General features: G+C 41.1%; 17 protein-coding genes and 1 pseudogene. 9 read left to right on the top strand and 9 right to left on the bottom strand.

Translation table 11 applies throughout. From position 1 onward, the window contains the following. The first annotated feature begins 78 nt into the window (after positions 1-78). Together P2W73_RS23550 and P2W73_RS23545 are read left to right on the top strand one after the other, a co-directional pair. The gene (locus tag P2W73_RS23550; RefSeq protein WP_276504555.1) at positions 79-1,671 is read left to right on the top strand and encodes a Na+/H+ antiporter; all 1,593 of its coding nucleotides are present in this window, start codon (positions 79-81) and stop codon (positions 1,669-1,671) included. A 147-nt stretch (positions 1,672-1,818) separates the two neighbouring features. Beyond that, entirely contained in the window at positions 1,819-2,184 is a 366-nt protein-coding gene (locus P2W73_RS23545; RefSeq protein ID WP_276504554.1) for a hypothetical protein, read from the top strand. Positions 2,185-2,392: 208 nt separating this feature from the next. On the opposite strand, the gene P2W73_RS23540 is transcribed toward P2W73_RS23545, so the two are convergent. From P2W73_RS23540 to P2W73_RS23505, 8 genes and pseudogenes are all read right to left on the bottom strand, one after another. Beyond that, on the bottom strand, positions 2,393-2,803 hold the full coding sequence (locus P2W73_RS23540; RefSeq protein ID WP_276504553.1) for a hypothetical protein: 411 nt from the start codon (positions 2,801-2,803) through the stop codon (positions 2,393-2,395). A gap of 309 nt (positions 2,804-3,112) precedes the next feature. After that, entirely contained in the window at positions 3,113-4,192 is a 1,080-nt protein-coding gene (selD, locus tag P2W73_RS23535; RefSeq protein ID WP_276504552.1) for a selenide, water dikinase SelD, read from the bottom strand. Next, complete coding sequence (mnmH, locus tag P2W73_RS23530) at positions 4,192-5,277, bottom strand: tRNA 2-selenouridine(34) synthase MnmH (protein ID WP_276504571.1); 1,086 nt, start codon at positions 5,275-5,277, stop codon at positions 4,192-4,194. Before mnmH ends, selD begins: the two co-directional genes overlap by 1 nt. Positions 5,278-5,400: 123 nt before the next feature. Continuing rightward, a complete protein-coding gene (locus P2W73_RS23525; RefSeq protein ID WP_276504551.1) occupies positions 5,401-6,075 on the bottom strand; it encodes a hypothetical protein in 675 nt (224 codons plus the stop codon). Between the two features lie 160 nt (positions 6,076-6,235). Then, the gene (locus P2W73_RS23520) at positions 6,236-6,820 is read right to left on the bottom strand and encodes a nuclear transport factor 2 family protein (protein WP_276504550.1); all 585 of its coding nucleotides are present in this window, start codon (positions 6,818-6,820) and stop codon (positions 6,236-6,238) included. 33 nt (positions 6,821-6,853) lie between these two features. Continuing rightward, positions 6,854-7,273: an ester cyclase gene (locus P2W73_RS23515; protein ID WP_276504549.1), complete on the bottom strand. Its 420-nt coding sequence runs from the start codon at positions 7,271-7,273 to the stop codon at positions 6,854-6,856. 35 nt (positions 7,274-7,308) lie between these two features. Then, positions 7,309-8,022: pseudogene (locus P2W73_RS23510) on the bottom strand (NADPH-dependent F420 reductase); the annotation flags it as partial. A gap of 51 nt (positions 8,023-8,073) precedes the next feature. Then, positions 8,074-8,694, bottom strand: coding sequence for a Crp/Fnr family transcriptional regulator (locus P2W73_RS23505; protein ID WP_276504548.1), 621 nt, complete (start codon positions 8,692-8,694; stop codon positions 8,074-8,076). Positions 8,695-9,043: 349 nt separating this feature from the next. Here P2W73_RS23505 and P2W73_RS23500 point away from each other — a divergent pair, with 349 nt between their 5' ends. After that, positions 9,044-9,967: a helix-turn-helix domain-containing protein gene (locus P2W73_RS23500; protein ID WP_276504547.1), complete on the top strand. Its 924-nt coding sequence runs from the start codon at positions 9,044-9,046 to the stop codon at positions 9,965-9,967. Positions 9,968-9,976: 9 nt separating this feature from the next. Here P2W73_RS23500 and P2W73_RS23495 read toward each other — a convergent pair whose 3' ends face one another. Continuing rightward, entirely contained in the window at positions 9,977-10,873 is an 897-nt protein-coding gene (locus P2W73_RS23495; protein ID WP_276504546.1) for a helix-turn-helix domain-containing protein, read from the bottom strand. A 154-nt stretch (positions 10,874-11,027) separates the two neighbouring features. On the opposite strand from P2W73_RS23495, the gene P2W73_RS23490 reads away from it, so the two are divergent. From P2W73_RS23490 to P2W73_RS23465, 6 genes are all read left to right on the top strand, one after another. Then, entirely contained in the window at positions 11,028-11,879 is an 852-nt protein-coding gene (locus P2W73_RS23490) for an aldo/keto reductase (protein WP_276504545.1), read from the top strand. 116 nt (positions 11,880-11,995) lie between these two features. Further along, positions 11,996-12,841, top strand: coding sequence for a DUF4440 domain-containing protein (locus tag P2W73_RS23485; RefSeq protein ID WP_276504544.1), 846 nt, complete (start codon positions 11,996-11,998; stop codon positions 12,839-12,841). A gap of 38 nt (positions 12,842-12,879) precedes the next feature. Next, positions 12,880-13,515, top strand: coding sequence for a flavodoxin family protein (locus P2W73_RS23480; protein WP_276504543.1), 636 nt, complete (start codon positions 12,880-12,882; stop codon positions 13,513-13,515). 19 nt (positions 13,516-13,534) lie between these two features. Continuing rightward, complete coding sequence (locus P2W73_RS23475) at positions 13,535-14,002, top strand: putative quinol monooxygenase (protein ID WP_276504542.1); 468 nt, start codon at positions 13,535-13,537, stop codon at positions 14,000-14,002. A gap of 28 nt (positions 14,003-14,030) precedes the next feature. Further along, positions 14,031-15,173, top strand: coding sequence for a carboxymuconolactone decarboxylase family protein (locus tag P2W73_RS23470; RefSeq protein ID WP_276504541.1), 1,143 nt, complete (start codon positions 14,031-14,033; stop codon positions 15,171-15,173). Positions 15,174-15,467: 294 nt separating this feature from the next. Beyond that, complete coding sequence (locus P2W73_RS23465) at positions 15,468-15,932, top strand: (2Fe-2S)-binding protein (protein ID WP_276504540.1); 465 nt, start codon at positions 15,468-15,470, stop codon at positions 15,930-15,932. Positions 15,933-16,049: the final 117 nt, after the last annotated feature.

Below are 16,049 nucleotides of genomic sequence, written 5' to 3'. Positions count from 1 at the left end.
TTTTCCTTGTTTATATGGCGACAATTTAGACTGCTCCCATCGCAGCAGACATAGCTTTCAAACTCTTATTTTTATGCTATGGAAAATGTCAGCCTTATTATCCTTCTTTTATTTGGTATTACTTTTTTGGGTCTTTTAAGCTTCCGGTACAATTTCCCTTTCCCCATTGTATTGGTATTATCCGGTATCGCCATTAGTCTCATTCCGGGTTTGCCGGTTATTTCCCTTAATCCTGAAATTGTCTTTGTTATTTTCCTGCCCCCTATTTTATATGCCGCCGCCTGGAATACGAGCTGGCATAATTTCAAAGCTGCGATAAGCCCGATCACAAGGGCTGCTGTTGGGCTCGTATTGTTTACTACGCTGCTGGTGGCTGTTGCCGCACACCTGCTTATTCCCGGGTTGAGCTGGCCGCTGGCTTTTTTGATCGGCGCCATCGTATCGCCGCCCGACGCCGTGGCCGCCACTGCCGTCACAAAAGGATTGGGACTTCATCCCAGGCTGATTACCGTATTGGAAGGCGAAAGCCTGGTAAACGATGCCAGTGGGTTGATCGCTTACAAATATGCGCTGGCGGCTGTTCTGGCGGGCAACTTTGTATTCTGGCAGGCAGGACTGAATTTTCTTTTAGTCGTAGCAGCTGGTGTTGCCATTGGTCTTGCCATCGGTTACCTGCTTTATTTTATTCACAAAAAATTTGTTTGTAATGCTGTTATTGAAGTCACCCTTACTTTTCTTACGCCATTCGCTTCTTACCTGCTGGCAGAGCACTTTCATTTTTCAGGTGTCATCGCTGTAGTCACTACAGGTTTGTACCTCTCCTACCACTCCGGCCATATACTCAGCCATGACAGCAGGATCATGGCCTATTCCGTTTGGGAGGTTGTCATCTTTATTTTAAACAGTCTCATTTTTATTTTGCTTGGCCTGCAATTGCGCAGCGTCATCCAGGGCATCAGTGATTATCCTGCCGGCGCATTAGCGCTGTATGGCGTAGTCATCAGTGCAGTGGTTATACTTGTCCGGTTTGTCTGGATATTGCCCCGTATTGCCGTACCGGCTTTGCATCGACAGTTGATAAAAGATAAAATTGATCCACGCAATATCGTAGTATTTAGCTGGGCCGGTATGCGTGGCGTGGTATCGATGGCCGCCGCCTTGGCGCTACCCCTGACTTTAAGCAACAACACCCCCTTTCCTTTCCGGCATTTGATCATCTACATCACGTTTTGCGTGATTGTATCCACCCTTGTATTATTGGGTTTTACGTTGCCATGGATCATCAAAAAATTAAAGCTGCCAAAATATTCAATAGAAGCCGAAGAATACGAGGTGCGTAATCATGTGGTCACTGAAACCATCACGCATATCGAAGAAAATCTTTCCCGGGTACAGGACACTTTGCTGAACAACATCAAAAGCAAATACGAAGTAAAATACAACCGGTTGCAGCGAACTGAACTTCCTGCCAATTATTTTGGCGATGGCAAAACATTAGGCGCAAATGTTTTTAATGAATACACGCAACTGCAGCTCGACATGATTGCTGTGGAAAGAAAAACGGTAGAACGATTGCACCGGGAAGGCAGATCAAGTGATGAAATTCTACGAAAGATCGAAAAGGAACTGGACCTGGAAGAAACAAGATTAAAGCTGGAGATGTACCAGTAATGACTTATGCCGGGTAACAGCCGGCCATGTTTGCCGATCAAGACCTCACCCCCACCCCCCTCTCCAAAGGAGATGGGGCTTAGAACCCTAAACCAGAAAGAGTTTCAAAGGATTCGATAAAATCCACCCAGACAATAATGAAAAAATATGAGTGATAAAGAGCAACTGATCAATGAATCGTTCGAAATATCCGAACACATCCGGTATATAGCTGTATACGACGATGATGGCCTTGTCATGAAACAGCGAAGTAATATCACGAATGTCAGCTCCAATGAGTCAGATAAATATGAAGAACTTTTAGTCAACCCGACATTAATCAAACTTGCTTCGCAACGGGGCAATATAGACTGCGGCGGGCTTGAATATTTTATTATCCGCTATGGTAATTTTTTTGTTTTGCTGATCCCTTGTAAAAAGGGACATGTAAATTTTGGGATAGAGCCTGACGCCAATCCTCTTTTGCTTGTTGAACCTGTTTATGCGTTATTGAGAAAGTACAATCTGAAATAGGAAAATCGCCTGTCATCACGCATCCTGCTACCCCACCGTCTTAAAATAGTTGTGAAGTTGCCGTTTATAAATATTAAACCCCTTGGGCGAAGAAATTAAACCATTCACAGCGATGCAAAGGTGTGACCAGTTTTTTAGAAGACTGTCACTTCATCCAATTTACATTCAAATAAAAGTTTCATATAAAACTTATCTGGCCTTTTTGTCTTTAAGGAATAGTCCAAGTTGAAATGATTTTAAACTGTCCATTTATTTTTTGAATGTCAAAAAAGTGTTGCCTTCCTGGATGTTGTGCATTTTCTTCTCTGGCGACATAACCGAAGCTATAAGAGCATTTTTTGTCAATTGTGTTATAATAAAGCCGAAAAATAAAAATATCCTGTGGCAGGTTATATTTATTCACTTCTTTCAAAAGCCTTTCTGTGAAGAATATCTTGTATTGTGATTTATCAAACTCTGTTTTTGTCACTTTAACATATAGCTTATCGCTTTGTTTAACAGAATCAAGAATACAATAGTCACAATTAAAAGGAAAATGGCAAAGGCTCGTAAGTTTATTCTTGTCCTTTTTATTTACGGCGTGTTTAAATTCCATCCAGAACTTCTGCAATAAATCCATATCAGTTTGCGAAATAGAAGTGCTGTCACACTTTTGCTGACTGAATACATTAAGACAAATTAAAAGTCCTACTATTGTCAGAGAGTAACGTACCATAATAAATAGCCTACAGCACGTAAATTTATGCCGTACGTTCTGGCAAATCAAGAAAAATAGTTATTGATTTGCAAAATTGCCGATTGTACTTCCGTCAAGCCCAACTTGCTCAGACTCCTTATTGTATGCTGTGCTATTGTCTTGTCGACATGTAAAAGCTATTATTTCTTTTCTCCAATCTTTCGAAAAAATAAACTTGTGTCGCTTCAGCTTTCAGCTTTCAACACTACCCACCAAAACACTCACCACTTCCCTTTCCTTAAAATACCCTATCGGGGCAAGATGTTTTTCCAGGTCATATTCCTTCAGCAATGATTCCACTTCATTGGCGGCTTTTGGATCAACAGCAATCAACAACCCACCACTGGTTTGCGGATCAGCTAAAATATTTTTTATGATTTCGATTTTTGCCGCTTCGGCATTGATAGCAATCTTATCTCCATAACTATCCCAATTGCGTTTGGTGCCACCGGGCACACATTGATGACTTATATAATACTCAAGATCGTTATTGATAAGTGGCACAATGCTGGTATCAGGAATGACGGCTGTCAGGTTACTTCCTTCAGCCATTTCGGTTAAGTGGCCCAACAAGCCAAAACCCGTTACATCGGTCATAGCCGATACACCTTTTATCTTCCCCAGCGCCTCTCCTGCTTTATTTAATTGCATCATTTGTTTGGCGGCAGTGCCGAAATGTTCTTGTTTTAGTAATCCCTTTTTTTCAGCCGTAGTTAAGATGCCAACGCCCAATGGTTTGGTGAGATAAAATGAATCACCTGCTTTTGCGGTATTGTTTTGTTTGATGTGGCTGGTAGCAACGATTCCATTTACGGCCAGTCCGAAAATCGGTTCCGGCGAATCAATACTATGCCCGCCGGCAAGGGGGATGCCCGCTTCGGCACAAATACTTTTTCCACCTTCAATCACATGTTTGGCAATATGGGGAGAAAGTTTATTGACGGGCCAGCCCAGGATAGCTATCGCCAGCAGCGGCGTGCCACCCATCGCATATACATCGCTAATGGCATTCGCCGCCGCTATCCGCCCGAATTCAAACGGATCATCCACCACCGGCATAAAAAAATCAGTAGTGGATATTAACGCTGTACCGTTACCCATATCATACACCGCGGCATCATCTTTACTATGATTGCCGACCAATAAATTTTTATTATCGGGTAAAGCCAAACTGCCTGACAATATTTCTTCCAGCACTTTTGGTGAGAGTTTGCATCCACAGCCGGCGCCATGTGAGTATTGGGTAAGCTTTACTATTTCTTCTGTTGTCATCATTTTACCAGCAATTCATGTGTTGTTATCTTATCCGCAATCAACGGAGCGTTGACGTTACGGCAATCCAGGTTGGTTAGCGGCGCCTTCGATTGATTGCGTTTGTCCAGCGCTTTATTATATAATTTATCGTAGTACTTCAGCAAAATGCGGAAGCAGGATTCAATATCTCCTGCGGCCAGGCTTTGCAGGGCGGTTTTCGTTTCCAGCCCGCCCAGCCTTTTTTTTATCCGCGTTATAGCATTGATCATTTTTTCCTGGTCCAGTTGTCCGTATTCCTCTACTATGTGCTTCAACCGCTCTTCAAAAGGAATGGTAATAAAAAGAAGCGGTGATTGCCACATGCTGTTCCATAAGGTATGGGGAATATTCAGGTCGCCTATCCGCTGGCTCTCATCTTCCAGCCAAATATGATCCTGCTGGTTCAGTGATAACGACGCAGTATGAAACCTGCCGTTACCATCCGATACCACATCCCTTTCTATACAAGCTCTTAATTCATGGCCCAACAGGTTTTCAAACATTTCCTGTGTAGGTTGTTTAGGCATCCCGATATTACCAAAGGCCGAACCTTTATGACAAGCCAGTTTTTCCAGATTAATAACAGCCTCTCCTTTTTTCTTCAACTCCTCCAATACATGTGTTTTACCGGATCCAGTATAACCACCGAGTATACGGAAAGAAAAAGGAAAAGAAAATGTTTCGATGATCCAGTGGCGATAACTCTTGTAACCGCCGGCCAGTGTATACACTTTAAACCCATACAGATCCAGCAACCAGGCAACACCGGCACTGCGCATGCCACCCCGCCAGCAATGCACCAATACGGGCTTTGCCCCAGGAGCCGCTGACAGCGAAGCAGTCAATGATTCAACATATTCCACTATTGGCCGCATTTTAGGGCCAAAGAAATCGAGGCCCAACTTGATAGCTACTTCCCTGCTTTGTTGCTTGTAGGCGGTACCTACTATTTTTCTTTCCTCATCACTAAACAGGGGGAGATTATAAGCACCGGGTATATGTGCATGATTATATTCTCCCGGCGAACGAACATCGAGGACAGGAAATGTTTTTGCGAGCTCCAGGAAACGGTCAATATGTAATTTTTCAATTGCCAGATTACGAAGTTAGGTATTAAAAAAGCCGGATAAAATGGATGCTGGTATTGTTTCAGCGAACACGGCTTTTATTTACGCCACTATGAGGCATCACTTGCTCTTTTGAATTTTTAAATCAGAAAAGAAACCTTCTGTCCCGACATCCACCCATAGCCCAATCGTTCCCGGAGACATTGCTCCATGTTTCAAATCATTTACGATAAGAGACGGCTGCTTACTATCGTTAATAAAAAGTTTTGCCTGGCTGTCCAGTACCACAATTTTCAATTTAATCCATTCATCTAATCCCATATCAGCATACGATTCATATTCGCCGGGAGCTTCCTTTCTAAGTCGGTCAAATTTATAATCCGGGTAAGAAAAATATTGAATGGAATGGTTTCTTCGTAGCTGATTGTTGGCTCTTCCATTCGTCGGGCGGATATAGATGCTTTCAAATTTTGAGTTACTGTCATTTACCCTAAAAGCAATTCCAATAAACCCTCTTGCCTGGGCCGGGGCATTGGGAAGAAGCCGGCTGAGTACCTTTACTTCAATAGTGCCACTGTTGAAGTCGATGTCTTTTAGTTTGGCGAAAGTGGGTTCATCAAAATCTGTCACCGTAGAATCTTTTACAACCTTTATTACCTCTTTGCCCTTTAGCTTTTCAATTGATAGAAATACATTAACTGCCTCCAATTTGTTTTTATCCAATTTGAACTGTGCATACAAGCTCATTGAGCCGGTCATTAATACACTGCATGCTACCAATAGCAATCTTTTCATATTGCAGATTTTTGCGTAAGATAAGAATGGAAACTAAAACTATCCAACCGGCCTTTTAAGATGACCTGTTTGTTCGAATATGAAAGAAACTACTCATTGCCAAATGTAACGTGGATTAAGCAAGAAGGATACAGCATTTGTATCCTCTGCCGTTTTTCACTTATTGCAGTCCTATTTGTTTTGCATAGGTCTGATTGTCCCAGAACAGGTGCTCTTCTTTCATAACGCCATTTTCCCAAATACCCACTGTTGCCATTGGCATTTTAAAAGTCTTGCCGGTGGGTTGAATAAATTTTCCATCTCCAATCGGCATGGGTTTAGTGAAAGTGCCTTCAAATACTCCTGTTACTAATGTATAATTGCCCGAACCAAATTTGATGGGATGTTCTTTGATCCTCGTATCTGGTGCATGTATAAAAAGTTTTTTCAGATCCTCAATGTGAACACTGATGCCTTCCGTTACATGTCCGTCGGGCCAATACACTTTTATATCCTGTGCATGACTTTCCTTTAACCTGTCCCACTTCTGATTGCTGAATACGTCAAAATCCAGTTCATCAAATATCTTTAAATGCCTTGCGATACTGTCGTTAGATGCGACCAGTTGCATTGCAACTTGTTTTAAGCTATCAATATTGTCTGTTGAAACATCTGAAGAAGTGGGCTGTTGACAGCTTTGGAGAATGCCTAAAGTGGCTATAAGTCCAAAAGCGGTTAGCAGTGATTTTAAGTTTTTCTGTTTCATTTAATTATTGTTTAATTGTGATGAGATGTGCTTTTAAGCTGTAGGGGCTGCACCAATCTGATAGAACAATCCAAGCATATCAGGCTGACCATATTCTTCAACAATTTGCCCATTGGAAAAGCGATAGAAATTTATGGCTTGAACTTTAATTGACTTTCCTGTTGGTGAAACGCCGAAAAAAGGACCTTTATGTGTCCCACGCATACTGAAACGTGCAGCAACTTTGTCGCCGTCGGCCACACTATCTTCAATTGTCCATTGAATATCAGGGAAACCGCTTCGCATCATTTCAATAATGGCGAGATAACCAGCCGGACCACGCATCGGCTCAGGTTGCCCGGGTACATGAAATACTGCATCCGGGCTGATAAGTTCACCGGCAAGTTGTTCACTAGCAGTATTGATAAACTCTACAAAACGGTTGATTAGTTGTTTGTTGTTTTCTGTTGCCATAATAATTTCGTGTTTAGGTATCAAATGTTGCTGCGTTATAACTTTTCCTTCGCTTCAGACAGCGTAACCGTTTTGCCAAGTGCACCAAATTCATGCAGGTCCCCAAAAACTTCGATGCGAATAGATTGATCAAGACCACCAATACGAACAGGCTCAAACCCATTATCACGGATCAATGCTTCAATTTCTTCATTAATACTGGTATCATCTGTCGCATAGAAGAGAACGGCGTGTTCAGGTTTTTGGAAAGCCGCACTTGCGAGGGAAGCAACACCTAGTGCTCCCAGCGCTTTAACAAGTTTTGCATCCTTAGGAACAAGAGCAGAAAGAACCTGACCGGCCGATTCCTTTTCACCAATTATTTTTTTGAATCCTCCATTTTCATCAGGTGCTATGGGGTTAGAAGGATCAACGATAATTTTTCCCTCAAGCCCGGAAGCATATTGTTTCAGCACTTCTTTGACGGCAGCGAACCAAATGGCCAGTATAATGATATCTGCTTCTTTGATGGCCGCAGGAATTTCCATTGGCAGAGCTAAGCTCCCCAATTTTTGTGAAAACTCTTTTGCTTTTTCCAGCTTACGATCAGCGATGATAACAGCACGATTGCCTTTTACCAGGTTGGCTGCAACAGTCTTGCCAATATTACCCAGTCCTATAACTGCAACTTTCGATTTGTTTGAATTTACCTGTGACATAACTATTTCTTTTAATTGTAATGATTGATTTGTGAGTACAAATCTCCGATAACAAGTAAGAGTGGTCCAATGACCTTGTTTAAGAAATAGTCTTGATGTAGTTTAAGATTTTGAAGGCTTTGACGCCTTAGTCCTCCTGTTTCTCAGGCGGCTCAAAAACTCCGGCGTAATGACCAGGAAAGAGGCAATTTGTACCTGTGAAAGACGATTCGCCAAATGAGGATAGAGATCAAGAAATGATTGGTACCGCTCCTCAGCAGTCGAGCTGATGTTTTGCAACAATCGTTCCTGTAAGCGGACAAAACTGTTTTCGAGCAGCACCCGAAAAATCCGGTCAAACTTTGGCGCTGCCAGGTAAAGGGAGATTAAGTCGTCACGGCTAATCTGTAATACAACGGTATCTTCCAATGCGTCAATATTCAGCGCTGAAGGTTTTAGGCTATGAAAACTTCCCAGATCATTGATCCAATAATTTTCAGCCGCAAATTGCAGGATATGTATGTTTCCCTGCTCATCTATCTTATACATTTTTAAACAGCCCCGAACCACGAAATAAAATTGAGTGCAGACGTCTCCCTCCTGTAATACGTACTGACGTTTACGATAAAGTCGTGGTTGAAATTTTGTAGCAACCAGTTCTTTTTCCTCTTTGTCCAGTGGTATCAAGTGGTCAAAGTAACTCAGCAACGATTCAACGGTAGCCTGTGAAAGAGTAGGTTTCATTTAATAAAAAATATCAAATAACAAATATCTCTAAAAACTCTCCATTGAACGGAAATAATTATCTCCGAAAAATGAAATAAAAGGTCATGGAAAAATATATCCTTCTATCCATAACCCGGGGTGCAGGTCAATTGTTTGAAAATCGTAGTGATCTCTTTGAACTTCGTTATAATGGGCCGGCCGGATACGGTTCCTTTGCATGTTGCAAGGATAACCAGCCAGGCCGCCAGAGAATACAGGTTGATTGCTTTTATCGGTTTATTGTTTACTTATTCTTTTTGCTGTCAGCGTCCTGGAATTCATTTACTCTGTTCATTCAAAAGAAAATATGTCATAATATACAAGTACTATGAAATCTGTAAGTTTGTGGGAGATGAGAAAAGTGGAAACAATAGAAGATTTCTATAAACAAAAATTCGACTGGATACCCGACAATCTGCGTCATGAGATCGGGCATTTCAACATTTTTAAGCTGGAACCTTTTGTGGAAGGCAAACCACTGTCTTTACCATACAAGCGACGTGATTTTTATAAGATCATGCTGGTGATGGGTAGCAGCCACGTACACTATGCCGATAAAGTTTTTGAGGTACAAAAACAGGCCCTATCATTTTCCAATCCACAGATACCGTATAAATGGGAACACCTGGATACTATCCGGAGCGGTGTGTATTGTATTTTCAACCACCACTTTTTTCATCAATTTGGAAACTTAAATCAATACGAAGTGTTTCAACCCAACGGCACACATGTATTTGAATTAATGGATGAACAGGTGGACCCCGTGAATAATATATTTCAGCGAATGTTTGAAGAGATCAATTCGGATTACATCCATAAATATGATGTATTACGATCCCTGGTATTTGAGCTCATTCATTTTGCTATGAAAATGCAGCCTACGGCAAAATTTGATAAGCAGCCCGTGAATGCTTCGCAAAGAATTTCCACTTTATTTCTTGAATTGCTTGAACGACAGTTCCCCATTGATGAGAACCACCAGCAGGTATATCTTCGTTCGCCATCTGATTATGCGCAGCAGTTGAATGTACATGTAAATCATTTGAACAGGGCCGTTAAGGAAACAACGGAGAAAACAACATCACAGATCGTTGCTGAACGTATATTACAGGAGGCAAAGATTCTCCTGAAGCATAGTCCATGGAATGTGACTGAAATTGCTTATGCATTAGGATTTGCAGAAGTCACCCATTTCAATAACTTCTTTAAAAAGCATGTACAGCTAAGTCCGCTAAAGTTCAGAGCTGTGTAATTTTCCTGATTAATTGAGTGCCCGGTATTCATTGGGAGATTGGCCGACCCGTTGTTTGAAGAGACGGGTGAAGTGCTGTGGATATTTAAACCCCAGCTCATACGCAACCTGGCTTACGGATTTATCCGGATCAGATATTTTCTCCTTAGCTACATCAATTAATTTAGTCTGAATATATTCCTGCGCTGTTTTGCCTGTTTCTTTTTTTATCAGGTCACCGAAATAGTTAGGCGATAAATTCAATTCACTGGCACACCAGGCCACAGAAGGCAAACCAATCGTCTGTGGCTTGTCTGTGTGAAAATACCCGTTCAATAAATACTCAAACCTTTCCAAAATGCCTTTATGTACATTATCACGGGTAATAAATTGTCGGTCGTAAAACCGAATACAGTAGTTCAAAAGCAGTTCAATATTATCTACAATAAGTTTTTTACTATGCTTATCAATTGCATGTTCCAATTCATATTCAATTTTTGAAAAACAATCCAAAACAATTTTTCTTTCACGTTCCGACAAATGAAGTGCTTCATTTGATTGATAGCCGAAGAAAGTATAATCCTGAATATGCCGTCCAAGGGCGGTGCCATGTATTAAATCAGGATGAAAGACAAGAGCATAACCTTTCGGTTGATAAGTCTCTCCACTGTTGTCAACGCTAACCACTTGTCCGGGTGCAATGAATACCAGCGTTCCTTCCTGGTAGTCATAAGTGTGACGACCGTACCGAAGATCACCGCACTTGACCTCTTTTAAAAAGACGGTGTAAAAACCAAAATACATATTGGAGGCTTGTCTTGGACTTGCCTTCGACAAGTCAACCACACTCACCAAAGGATGGAGTGTTTCATTATTGTTGAATGCGTTGTAATCGCTGATTGTTTCAAAGCGTCGCAGGTTATCCATATCACTGTCGTTTTAGCTGTTCAAAATTACCACTTTATTCATCCCTTCATTAGTAAGCATCCTCAAATCAGTAATCTTGGTAGATAAATCCGTAATCTGTATACCACTCAGGCAGGTTATTACCAGGACCTTTGCACAACAAAAGAGTTAAAAAATGCAAAATGTAAAACTGAATAACGGCGTTGAAATGCCCATCCTTGGATTTGGCGTTTTCCAGGTAACGGATTTAGAAAAATGTGAAAGAAGCGTATTAGATGCTATTAACACAGGCTATCGTTTGATTGATACTGCTGCTTCTTATGGAAACGAAGAGGCTGTAGGAAAAGCTATCAAACGAAGTGGCGTAGCAAGAGAAGAATTGTTTATCACAACAAAAGTTTGGATACAATCAAATGGATATGAAGGAACAAAAAAGGCTTTTGAAAATTCACTAAAACAATTGCAATTAGATTACCTCGATTTATATCTGATGCATCAACCGCTCGGTGATGTGTATGGTGAATGGAGAGCTATGCAAGACTTGTACAAAGAAGGAAGGGTTAGGGCAATTGGCGTAAGCAACTTTCAACCTGACAGGCTTATTGACTTAATTGTTCACAACGAAATTGTTCCGGCAGTCAACCAGATTGAAACCCATCCGTTCCATCAGCAAATTGAAGCGCAGAAATTCTTACAGGGAAACAATGTACAAATAGAATCGTGGGGGCCGTTTGCAGAAGGCAAAAACGGCATCTTCCAAAACGAATTACTGGCTTCAATTGGTAAAAAGCATAACAAATCAATTGCGCAGGTTATTCTACGCTGGCTTACACAAAGAGGAGTAGTTGCAATCCCAAAATCAGTCCGCCGAAGGCGGATGGAAGAGAACTTCAATAGCCTCGATTTTGAGTTAAGTGCTGAAGAGATGGAAGCTATCAAAACACTGGACACCAGGACAAGTAGCTTCTTTGACCACCGTGACCCTGCCATGGTAAAGTGGCTGGGTGAAAGAAAACTTGCTGTTTAACTCACTAATAAAAATATATGAAACGTCCATGATAAAATTTTCATTATAACACGCAGGGCAATGAAAATTTTATCATGGTAAGTTCCATCTGGCCAAATCAAATAAAAAATATACAGATGAAACAAGTATTGTACTTCACAATTTTATTATCTGCTGCGCTGTCTACCACGGCGGTGGCGCAAGATGCGTCCATTTTTCCAAAAGGTGAAAAAGCTGCCAATGTTCATCACACAGGAAATGTGTGGCTATATGAGTTGGTAAAAGCAGATAATATACTAGACTGCCATGTATCTGTTGCAACATTTGATGCCAATGCAAGATTAAATTGGCATACTCATCCCGGTGGTCAAATTCTGCTTATTACGGAAGGCACTGGCTATTACCAGGAAAAAGGCAAGCCGAAACAAATTGTTAGTAAAGGAAGTGTTATTAAATGTCTGCCAGGCGTGGAGCATTGGCACGGTGCATCGTCGGAAAGCGGCTTTACCTACATTGCTGTAAATACAAATAATGAGAAAGGAAAAACGATATGGGGGCAAAAAGTAAGCGATGAGCAATACTATGGCGCAAATTCTCCTGCTAAGAGCAGCACAAATATTGAACAGGAAATTATTAATCTCTCTAAAGAGAAATGGCGCTGGATGTCAGATCGCAAGGTAGATAGACTGGCCGCACTCTTCCATGAAAAGGCTGTCTTTGTTCATATGGGCGGAACGATAACCAAAGATCAGGAACTCAATGTTATCAAAAGCGGAGGGATTCACTACAAGCAAGCGGAAATCCAGGAAACATCAGTGCAGTTCATTGGCAATACTGCTATTCTTTTGAACAAAATTCGCCTGATAGCTGTGGTAGGCGGCAACGAAGTTATCAATCCCTTCGTGGTTACAGAGGTGTACGTGCAGGAAAGCGGTAAATGGACGTTAGGCTCAATGTCATTCACCAGGCTATTAGTTCAGTAGCGATAAAAAAAAGAAGTTAACGTTACATAATAAGAGTAATGAAAATATCCACTTTCATGGCGCATACACTTTTAGCATTTTGTCTTTTGATTTCAGCTTGTTCTACCTCTCAAACGAAAGATGTCAATGCAAGAATGAAATCTGGTTTAAACTCCGGCAAAATATTGATTGTGTATTTGTCACGGACAAACAACACCAAGGCAATAGCGGAAATCATTCACAAAAATGTAGGTGGAACATTGGTGGCGCTTGAATTAGAGAAGCCATATCCCGGGAATTACCAGGCTACAGTACAACAGATAGTAAAGGAAAATGAAACAGGCTATTTGCCACCGTTAAAAACAAAAATTGATAGCATTGAAAAATACGATGTCGTATTTCTTGGATTTCCCACCTGGGACATGAAGATGCCGCCACCGATGAAGAGCTTTTTACACCAGTATAGCCTTAGCGGAAAAACAGTAATTCCTTTCAATACAAATGCGAGCTACGGCGTAGGAAGTGGTTTCCGGACGGTAAAGGAACTATGCCCGGATAGTAAAGTACTGGAAGGTTTTGAAATGAAAGGCGGAGTGGAAAGAGATGGTCAATATCTTGTTATCAAAGATGAAAAGGCAAAAGAGGCAGAAACTAAAGTGAAGAAATGGTTACAAAAAATTAAGATGATTAAATAATCACATCAAATAAAAGACAATGAATTTACCTCAAGATAAAAGGATCAGGCAAAACAAAAGTTTTAAAACCAAAGCTCCTAAAGCACTTATTTCTTTTTTAATCTTAGTATTTATGATGGTTAGTTACCATAAGGCTTCGGCGCAGCAAAAAGAATTGATGGTGCGTATTTCAGAAATTGAAATAGAGCTGGCTTATCTGGAAGAATATAAAGCCATACTGGAAGAAGAAGCGGCTGCATCTGTAAAACTGGAGCCGGGTGTAATTGCCATCTTTCCGATGTATCAAAAAGAAAATCCTGCACAGGTAAGAATTCTGGAAATGTATGCCAGCAAAGCAGCTTACGAGCAACACTTAAAAACGCCACACTTCCAAAAGTACAAAACCACTACGCTTAAAATGGTAAAGTCATTAATGTTGGTAGATATGCAAGCGATAGATGTTGCAACAATGCCCCTGGTATTTAGAAAATTAAAAGGGTTAGAATGATTTGATTTAAAAAATAAAAGCTATTCGTATGATGCTAGTAAAGTGTTTTTTGATACTGGGACTTTTTGTTTCCTGCTTAACCAAAGACTTAAATGCACAACAAACGATGAATACAAATCAGCCTTTGGATAGGAAACATCAAAGTATCATTACCATCTCAGCTTTCACTGCAAAGGGGGATTTAACACAGTTACAAAATGCATTGAGCGATGGCCTGGATGCTGGATTAACAGTTAATGAAATCAAAGAAGTGTTGGTTCACCTGTATGCCTATTGCGGCTTTCCACGGAGTCTTCAGGGAATAAACACATTCATGGCAGTGTTAGAAGCAAGAAAAACCAAAGGCATAATAGATCGGGACGGGAAGCAAGCTACTCCTGTAAAAAATAGTCTCAGTAAATACGAGCGGGGAAAGAATGCATTGGAAACACTCACTGATCAAACTGAAAGAGAGCCGAAAACAGGTTATGCAGCTTTTAGCCCAGTGATAGATACATTTTTAAAGGAACACTTATTTGCAGACATTTTTGGCCGTGATATTCTTTCTTATTCAGAGAGGGAAATTGCTACTATATCTGCGCTTGTCAGTCTCGGCGGAGTAGAACCTATGATGCAGGGACATATGCGGATTGCCTTAAATCTTGGCATAACTGAATCTGAGCTTCAGGAAATGCTTTCCCTAATTGAGGCAAAGGTTGGAAAAGAGGAAGCCGATGCCGGCCGGCGGGTTCTATCCACAGTAACAAATTCAAAGGCTGGGCACAACGGTACAGACAGCAGTAGTAACATTTTTACAAGAGGAGTAAGAGCTCCTGCTAATCATTTCACCGGAATTGTTTGGGTTAATATGGTAGTGCAAGCACAAGACCAACTCGATTGTTTGATAGGAGTTGTAACATTTGAACCAGGGGCGAGAACAAATTGGCATAGCCATCCGGGTGGCCAGGTTTTACTTGTTACCAAAGGTAAAGGCTATTACCAGGAAAGAGGCCAACCAATAAAGGTCATCAAAAAAGACGATGCATTGAAATGCCCTCCGGGAATAGAGCATTGGCATGGGGCTTCGCCTGATATGCAACTTGCCCATATTGCCATTGCCACTAATGCAGAGAAAGGAAATGCCGTTTGGTTACAAAGAGTAACAGAAGAAGAATACAATAGTTTGAAATAGGTTTCCCGCAACAAGACTCGGTTCAATGCGCTTTGAGTTAAGCAATGTTTAAAATTAGGGCCTGTTTTTTGTGGCTTTAATAGAAGTATTTCAGAGGAACTTTTATTTTTCAACGATGATTTTTCGAATATCGGTTTGAAATTCGTAATAATCTGTTTGAAATTCATAATAACAGGGAGTATGGCTAAAATACCTTTGAAAGAAGCACTGAGAGTTAGACCTAAACATACAAGCTCACCTGGTTTAAACAAGGACGGAAAAAATATTTATCATTTCTTAATGTTTCGTTAGCGTATGATCTCATTAAATGTCAATCAGAAAACATACCAGGTGGATGTAAGCCCTGATATGCCGTTATTGTGGGTGTTAAGAGATTTCGTTGGTCTTACCGGAACGAAATATGGATGTGGGGTAGCACAATGTGGTGCCTGCGTAGTACACCTGAACGGTGAAGCTGTTCGCTCCTGCATTACCAAAGTCAGCCGCGCCGAAGGGCAAAAAGTTATGACGATTGAAGGCTTGTCAGAAAAGAATGATCATCCGTTGCAAAAGGCCTGGCAGGAAATTGATGTACCACAATGTGGCTATTGTCATTCAGGTCAGCTGATGTCAGCGGCAGTTCTTCTCAGGGAGAATCCGAATCCAACTGACCAGGATATTGACGATGCAATGGCAGGTAATATTTGCCGTTGCGGCACTTACCCACGTATTCGCAAAGCCATTCATTTAGCAGCGGAGATGCAGAAAAAAGGATTCTAGTGTGGTTAACTATTTTATCTAATAAAGTTTTTGTTTCCAGTTACCGGTTTCATGTTACCGGGTAACTGGAAACCGGTAACCAGCAACAGTTGACAATTTATTCCTTAAACTCATTTC

This window comes from Terrimonas pollutisoli (genome assembly GCF_029360765.1).
Taxonomy (GTDB): Bacteria; Bacteroidota; Bacteroidia; order Chitinophagales; family Chitinophagaceae; genus Terrimonas_B; species Terrimonas_B pollutisoli.
This window is presented reverse-complemented; position numbering and strand designations above follow the sequence as displayed.

Bases quoted from the DNA above. Each gene is read 5' to 3' on its own strand.
- P2W73_RS23550 (WP_276504555.1), top strand. From the start codon at position 79: ATGGAAAATGTCAGCCTTATTATCCTTCTTTTATTTGGTATTACTTTT.
- P2W73_RS23545 (WP_276504554.1), top strand. From the start codon at position 1,819: ATGAGTGATAAAGAGCAACTGATCAATGAATCGTTCGAAATATCCGAA.
- P2W73_RS23540 (WP_276504553.1), bottom strand. From the start codon at position 2,803: ATGGATTTATTGCAGAAGTTCTGGATGGAATTTAAACACGCCGTAAAT.
- selD (WP_276504552.1), bottom strand. From the start codon at position 4,192: ATGACAACAGAAGAAATAGTAAAGCTTACCCAATACTCACATGGCGCC.
- P2W73_RS23525 (WP_276504551.1), bottom strand. From the start codon at position 6,075: ATGAAAAGATTGCTATTGGTAGCATGCAGTGTATTAATGACCGGCTCA.
- P2W73_RS23520 (WP_276504550.1), bottom strand. From the start codon at position 6,820: ATGAAACAGAAAAACTTAAAATCACTGCTAACCGCTTTTGGACTTATA.
- P2W73_RS23515 (WP_276504549.1), bottom strand. From the start codon at position 7,273: ATGGCAACAGAAAACAACAAACAACTAATCAACCGTTTTGTAGAGTTT.
- P2W73_RS23505 (WP_276504548.1), bottom strand. From the start codon at position 8,694: ATGAAACCTACTCTTTCACAGGCTACCGTTGAATCGTTGCTGAGTTAC.
- P2W73_RS23500 (WP_276504547.1), top strand. From the start codon at position 9,044: ATGAAATCTGTAAGTTTGTGGGAGATGAGAAAAGTGGAAACAATAGAA.
- P2W73_RS23495 (WP_276504546.1), bottom strand. From the start codon at position 10,873: ATGGATAACCTGCGACGCTTTGAAACAATCAGCGATTACAACGCATTC.
- P2W73_RS23490 (WP_276504545.1), top strand. From the start codon at position 11,028: ATGCAAAATGTAAAACTGAATAACGGCGTTGAAATGCCCATCCTTGGA.
- P2W73_RS23485 (WP_276504544.1), top strand. From the start codon at position 11,996: ATGAAACAAGTATTGTACTTCACAATTTTATTATCTGCTGCGCTGTCT.
- P2W73_RS23480 (WP_276504543.1), top strand. From the start codon at position 12,880: ATGAAAATATCCACTTTCATGGCGCATACACTTTTAGCATTTTGTCTT.
- P2W73_RS23475 (WP_276504542.1), top strand. From the start codon at position 13,535: ATGAATTTACCTCAAGATAAAAGGATCAGGCAAAACAAAAGTTTTAAA.
- P2W73_RS23470 (WP_276504541.1), top strand. From the start codon at position 14,031: ATGATGCTAGTAAAGTGTTTTTTGATACTGGGACTTTTTGTTTCCTGC.
- P2W73_RS23465 (WP_276504540.1), top strand. From the start codon at position 15,468: ATGATCTCATTAAATGTCAATCAGAAAACATACCAGGTGGATGTAAGC.